A 6,220-nucleotide genomic window follows, 5' to 3' on the forward strand; every position below is an offset into this window, starting at 1 on the left:
ATACTACTTCGTGAACACCATCGCCTTGTCGCGTAGCGAGCCGTGGCGCAGCGTGATCAGGTCGAGCACGTAGTTCTGGTAGAGTTTCCACGGCCGCTTGCTGCCCTGCTTGGGCTGGTGCGGCAGGGCGCGCTGGATGTAGCCGGACGAGAAGTTGACCCACGGCTCCTCCGTGAGGGCCGGGTCGCTGTTGTGCGGCGTTGCCTGTTTGAAGCCCTTACGGTCCATGTAGTTCAGCAAGCGGCAGACATATTCGCAGACCAGGTCGGCCTTCAGCGTCCAGGATGCATTGGTGTAGCCGAATACCGCGGCGAGGTTGGGCACGTCGGAATACATCATGCCCTTGTAGATCATCGTATCGGACGGCTTCACCGGCTTGCCGTCGACCACCAGCTTCGCGCCGCCCAGCGGTTGCACCACAAGGCCGGTCGCGGTCACCACCACGTCGGCTTCGAGCTCGGCGCCCGACTTGAGCTTGATGCCCTTCTCCGTGAACGTCTCGATCGTGTCGGTGACCACCGACGCCTTCTTCTTGCGGATGGCGCGGAACAGATCCGCGTCGGGCACCAGGCAGAGCCGCTGGTCCCAGGGATTGTATTTCGGCGTGAAATGCGTGGCGACGTCGTAGTCCGGCCCCAGCATCTGGCGCACGCCGCCCAGGATCAGGCTCTTCACCTTCTCCGGCTTGCGCTTGCACATCTGGTAAAAATACATGCCCATCAGCACGTTCTTCCAGCGCGTCGCCATATAGGCGAGCTTGAGCGGCAGCCGGCGCCGCATCTTGTTGGCGAACGGATCCTGCGCCGGACGCGCCACCACGTAGGTCGGCGAGCGCTGCAGCATGGTGACGTGACCGGCGGTCTCGGCCATCGACGGCACCACCGTCACCGCGGTGGCACCGCTGCCGATCACCACGACCTTCTTGCCGGCATAGTCGAGATCCTGCGGCCAATGCTGCGGATGGACGACCCTGCCCTTGAAGCCGTCGATGCCGGGGAAGTCCGGCAGATACCCCGCCTCGTAACGGTAGTAGCCGCTGCACATCCACAGAAAGCCACACGACAGGAACACGCGCTCCCCGCCGCGCTCGATCTCGACGGTCCATCTGGCGTCAGGCGTCGACCACGAGGCACCCACGACGCGATGGTCGTAGCGGATGTGGCGATCGATGTCGTGATCGCTCGCAACCTCGCGGATGTAGCTCAGGATCGCCGGCCCATCGGCGATCGCCTTGGCGTCTTTCCACGGCCGGAAGCGGTAGCCCAGCGTGTACATGTCGGAGTCCGAGCGCACGCCGGGGTAGCGGAACAGGTCCCAGGTCCCGCCGCTCGCGCCCCGCCCCTCGAGGATCGCGTAGCTCTTGGCCGGACAGTTCTTCTGCAGATGCCAGGCGGCGCCGATGCCCGAAAGGCCGGCGCCGACGATCAGCACGTCGAAATGTTCAGTGGCTGTGCGAACCTGCGGCACGGGGGCGACGATTGTATCCATCCGAACTTCATCGCGGAAAGAAATGGGGCTGGCAACTCGCCTTTGCTGCTCGCCCTCGCCCCCTCCTAGAGCGCCGCCGTGATGATGATCTCGATCAGGTCGCCTTCGGGCATGACCGACTGCACGAACGAGCGGACCGGGCCGTGGTTGGCCGGCATCCAGGTCGCCCAGGCCTCGTCGAAGGCCGGCTTGTTGTCGTGGTCGGTGACAACGATTTCCGCCTTCACGATGCGCGTCCGGTCGAGACCGGCGTCCTTGAGATAGCCGTCGATGACACCCAGCGCGCCCAAGGTCTGGACGCGGATGTCCTGCGTGCGATCGGGCGAGGTCGCCACGCCCCACAGGAAGCCGCCGCCACCCGGCAGGCGGTAGACCGCAACCGAAGACTTGGCCGGCACCCGCGGATTGGGCACGCGCGTGATGTCACTGGTACTCATGTTTCAACTCCCTCACGAACCGTCGACACTATGAACCCGACGCGGCCTCAGACAAACAGCGGTGGGCGACCAGCGCGCCATGCTAGGCTCCCCCTCCACTTCAATCCCAGGGAGGAATCTCATGCCCACGAGCGTCAAGCAGTTGATCGAAGCGGCCAATGCGGCCGTGCCGCGGGTCACGCCGGCCGACGCCAAGGAGATGATCGCCAAGGGCAACACGCTGGTCGTCGACGTGCGCGACGCGGCCGAGGTCGCGAACAGCGGCAAGGTCGCGGGCGCGGTCCATGTCTCGCGCGGCATGCTGGAATTTCGCGCCGACCCCGAGTCGCCCGCCCACGACAAGGCCTTCGACAAGGCCAAGACGGTGATCGTCTACTGCGCCTCCGGTGGCCGCTCGGCCCTCAGCGGCAAGGTGCTGAAGGATTTCGGATACGCCAACGTCTTCAACCTCGGCGCCTTCAAGGACTGGGTCGACAGCGGTGGCGCCGTCGACAAAGCCTGACGCTTACTTTCCGTCATCGAACTTGAGCTGCTGGATCGCCGTCATCAACTTGGTGATCTGGGCACGCTGGGCGTCGTCCAGCGGCTTGCTGTCGGGCAGCGGCTGCAGCATCAATTCGACGTCCTCGAGTTCCTTGACGATATGGTAGGCCTTGTTCGTCTTCTGCTTTTCCGTGCCGGCGAGCAGCGGATAGATGGAGAGATAAAGTGAGGCGAGGCTGCGGTTCTGCAGTTCCGGCGCGACCGGGATCGCGCTCTTGAAGACGCCGCCCAAGGCCGCCTTGGCGTCCCCGACCGTGACCGCACGACGAAGCAGGAAACTCATCCCGTCCAACCGGTGCTCGATCTCGAAGCGGTGGCTGGTCAGGTCCGCCTGATTCTTCAGTGAGATCTCATGCTGGTGCTGCACCTGCTGCAGGAAGGCGGCGCCGCCGGTCAGGACGACCGACGACAGCAGCCACATTCCCACGGAGCTGTTCAGGAATTCGTAGAGTTTGGCGCCGAAACCCGGCGGTGGAGGCGGTGGCGGCGGGTCGGCCGCGGGCCGCGCGGACTCCTCTTCCAGAGATTTGCGGATCGAATGGCGATAGCGTTCCTCGGCTGCGATGCGCTTCATCTCGTCTTCGGTCAGCATCGTCGTACTCTACTCCTTCATGAACGCATTGAGGTCGCCCGTGGGAATCGCCCGGTCGAGATAGGTGAAGGTCCCCTCTTCCTTCACTTCTGTCGCGGCCTCGATGAGGCCCGTCATCGCGACACGATAGAGCGAGGTGGCGAGGCTGATACGCTTCACGCCGGCGGCCTCGAGCTCGGCCTTGCTGAACGACTTGCCCTTGATGCCGACCATGAAGTTGAAGGGCTTGCGGAGCGCGCCACAGACTTTCTTGACCGACGCCAGATCGGGCAGGCCCGGGGCGAACAGGACATCGGCGCCCGCCGCCTCGTAGGCCTGCAGGCGCTTGATCACGTCGGCGAGATCCGCTTTGCCGCGCAGGAACCCCTCGGCGCGCGCCGAGAGCACGAATGGCACCGGCAGCGAACGCACTGCATCGACCGCCGCCTTGATGCGGGCCGTGGCCGTTTCGATGTCGAACAGCGGCTGGTCCGGGTTTCCGGTCGCATCCTCGATCGAACCGCCGACCAGCCCGACACCTGCAGCTTGGCGGATCGTTTCCGCTGCATCGTCAGGAGAATCGCCAAATCCCTTCTCGAGGTCGGCGGCCACGGGCAGGTCGGTGGCGTTCACGATCAGGCGTGCATTGGCCAGCGCCTCGTCGCGCGTCACCCTTCCGTCACGCTTACCCAGCACGCCAGCCTTGGCACCGCTGGAACTCGCCAACGCCTCGAAGCCCAGCCCCGCCAGGATACGTGCCGAACCTGCATCCCAGGGATTGGCGATGACGAAGGCCCCCGGCCTCTCATGGAGCGTCCGAAACTTGCGGGCCTTCTCGGCCTGGCTGACACTCATGAAGCTCTTCCCCTCGTTCGAATGACCTGGCGGAGTTTGTCTCGGCCGCCCTTTGCGGGACAATCGAGATTATTTCAACGTCGCCTCATGTCTGGCCGCGACCAGCCGACGCCACCGCGTATAGGGCAGCGTAATCGCCACCGAGATGGCGATGTAGATCGAGATCACGACGGCAATACGTGCCCCGGGCAGCGACGTCGCAACGACCACCGCGACGCCGATGTGACGGGTGGCGCAGGCGACAGCGAGCGCCGAGCGGTTTTCCTCCTCCGGACCGCCGACGAGGTGGCCGATGACCAGGGCCATCAGGATCAGGAGCGCGAGAGCCGCGATACTCTGCCATTTGACCTCGACCACCACATGCCAGTTCACGGCCAACAGCACGACGGCCGCCAGCGCCATGGCCAATCCCGCCAGGCCGACCACTCGCTCGCCGGCCCATGCCGCAAACGTCGGGAAGAACCGGCGCACCGCGATGCCCGCCAGCAGCGGCAGGAAAAACGACTCGCCCAGGACCAGCGCCGTCTTCTCCGGCGCAAGGCGCGGCAGTCGAGGGAACAGTGGGCCGAGCATCTCCAGCCACAGCGGCACGAGGATCACGGCCAGTACCGACGAGACCACAACCAGGCTGAAGATGTATGCTCCGTCACCGATGCCCAGCAGCTTGCGCGGCAGCAGCGGCGCCCCGGCGGAGACCGCGAGCACCAGCAGACCGGCTTCCGCCCCCGGCGGCAGCGGCAGCAGAATGACCAGCCCGACGGCCGCCAACGGCACCAGCACGTACATGGCCAGCAGGGAGCGCAACAGCAGCAAGGGGTGCCGGAACAGGCGGACCGCGTCGTGCAGCGTCGAATCGAGACCGATGCCGAAGATGATGATCGTGACGGTGATCTTGAGGACGACGAGAAGCGCGACGGTCATGACGGAGGCTTATCGCACGGCCGGCGAAGCTTCAGCCACCGATGCTCCGCATCCGTTTGCTCGCACTGGCTGTGAACCCGGACCGGTCGGCGGCTTGGCTTGGGCTGGCCGCGACGAGAGAACCAATTCTTGTTGCGGCGGCACTGCGGAAGGGACAAATGGTTCATGGTCGCGCCGAGTTTGCCATGAGAGCACAACGCATCGGTGACGGGCCGCGGTCGGGGGAGACATTTCATGCAGCGTCGTAGCCTGATCACCGCGCTTGTCGCCACGCTCGCGGCCGGCGTCTCGCGAGCCGCGCTGGCCCAGGACACAAGCAAGAAGCCGTTCACGCCCGAACAGCTCGACCAGATGCTGGCGCCAATTGCGCTCTATCCCGACGCGGTGCTCGCGCAGACGCTGATGGCGGCGAGCTACCCGCTGGAGGTCGTCGAGGCCGCCCGCTGGTCGAAGGCGAACCCGGCCCTGAAGGGCGATGCCGCCGTGGCTGCCGTCAAGGACAAGAGCTGGGACGTCAGCGTGAAGTCGCTGGTCGCCTTCCCCCAGGTCCTCAGCCAGCTCAGCGACAATCTCGACTGGATGCAGAAAGTTGGCGACGCGATGATCGCCCAGCAGCAGGATGTCGCCGATTCGATCCAGCGCCTGCGCGCCAGGGCGGCCGATGCCGGAAATCTGCAGAGCGGCAAGGAGCAGACGGTCACCTCGCAGGGATCGGGCGCCGACCGCACGATCGTCATCGCCCCGGCCAGTCCGGAAGTGATCTACGTCCCGGCCTACAATCCCAACACCGTCTACGGCACGTGGCCCTACCCGGCCTATCCGCCCACTTACTACCCGCCACCGCCCGGCTACGGCTATGGCTCGGCCCTGCTGCGCGGCCTGATGTTCGGTGCGGGCATTGCAGCGGCTGGCGCGATCTTCGGCGGCTGGAACTGGGGACGCGGCAACAGCTACGTCAACGTGAACGTCAATCGCGCGGTCAACATCGACCGCAACTTCAACGTCAACAACATCAACAACGGCCGCTGGCAGCACGAGCCGATCCACCGCAAGGGTGTGGCCTATCGCGATCCCGCGACGCGCGAGCGCTTCAACCAGGTGCGCCCGGGCGCCGACCAGCGCCAGGAATTCCGCGGTCGCCTGGAGAACCGCCCCGCTGGCGGACAGGCCAATGCCCGCCCCAACCTGCCCAATCGCCCGGCGGGAGGTGCAGCCCAGCGTCCCAACATCACGAACCGCGCCGCCGGCGGGCAACATCCCAATATCCAGAACCATGCCGGCGCGCAGCGCGGCGGCGGCGCCATCCGCGGCGTCAACAACGGGCAGCAGGTCAATCGCGAGGCCGCCCGCGGCCGGGCGCAGCAATCGCGGGCGGCCACGCATCCATCGGGCGGCGGTGGTGGCG

General features: G+C 65.8%; 7 protein-coding genes. 2 read left to right on the plus strand and 5 right to left on the minus strand.

Annotated features, from left to right (window positions below):
- Positions 1-3: 3 nt before the first annotated feature.
- Both ACT6UX_RS26355 and ACT6UX_RS26360 read right to left on the minus strand, forming a co-directional pair.
- Positions 4-1,488 carry a flavin-containing monooxygenase gene (locus ACT6UX_RS26355; protein ID WP_444778125.1) on the minus strand — a complete coding sequence of 495 codons (1,485 nt, stop codon included), beginning with the start codon at positions 1,486-1,488 and terminating at the stop codon, positions 4-6.
- 65 nt (positions 1,489-1,553) lie between these two features.
- Positions 1,554-1,925, minus strand: coding sequence for a RidA family protein (locus tag ACT6UX_RS26360; RefSeq protein ID WP_428681214.1), 372 nt, complete (start codon positions 1,923-1,925; stop codon positions 1,554-1,556).
- Between the two features lie 121 nt (positions 1,926-2,046).
- On the opposite strand from ACT6UX_RS26360, the gene ACT6UX_RS26365 reads away from it, so the two are divergent.
- On the plus strand, positions 2,047-2,427 hold the full coding sequence (locus ACT6UX_RS26365) for a rhodanese-like domain-containing protein (protein ID WP_444778126.1): 381 nt from the start codon (positions 2,047-2,049) through the stop codon (positions 2,425-2,427).
- A gap of 3 nt (positions 2,428-2,430) precedes the next feature.
- Here ACT6UX_RS26365 and ACT6UX_RS26370 read toward each other — a convergent pair whose 3' ends face one another.
- From ACT6UX_RS26370 to ACT6UX_RS26380, 3 genes are all read right to left on the minus strand, one after another.
- Positions 2,431-3,060 carry a hypothetical protein gene (locus tag ACT6UX_RS26370; protein WP_444778127.1) on the minus strand — a complete coding sequence of 210 codons (630 nt, stop codon included), beginning with the start codon at positions 3,058-3,060 and terminating at the stop codon, positions 2,431-2,433.
- A 9-nt stretch (positions 3,061-3,069) separates the two neighbouring features.
- Entirely contained in the window at positions 3,070-3,894 is an 825-nt protein-coding gene (locus ACT6UX_RS26375; RefSeq protein ID WP_444778128.1) for an isocitrate lyase/PEP mutase family protein, read from the minus strand.
- Between the two features lie 69 nt (positions 3,895-3,963).
- Entirely contained in the window at positions 3,964-4,815 is an 852-nt protein-coding gene (locus ACT6UX_RS26380; protein WP_444778129.1) for a hypothetical protein, read from the minus strand.
- 234 nt (positions 4,816-5,049) lie between these two features.
- Between ACT6UX_RS26380 and ACT6UX_RS26385 the strand changes: the two genes are divergently transcribed.
- Positions 5,050-6,220 (plus strand): DUF3300 domain-containing protein (locus tag ACT6UX_RS26385; protein WP_444778130.1); only part of this gene is annotated, 1,171 nt, incomplete at its 3' end.

This window comes from Reyranella sp., assembly GCF_052439685.1.
Classification (GTDB): domain Bacteria; phylum Pseudomonadota; class Alphaproteobacteria; order Reyranellales; family Reyranellaceae; genus Reyranella.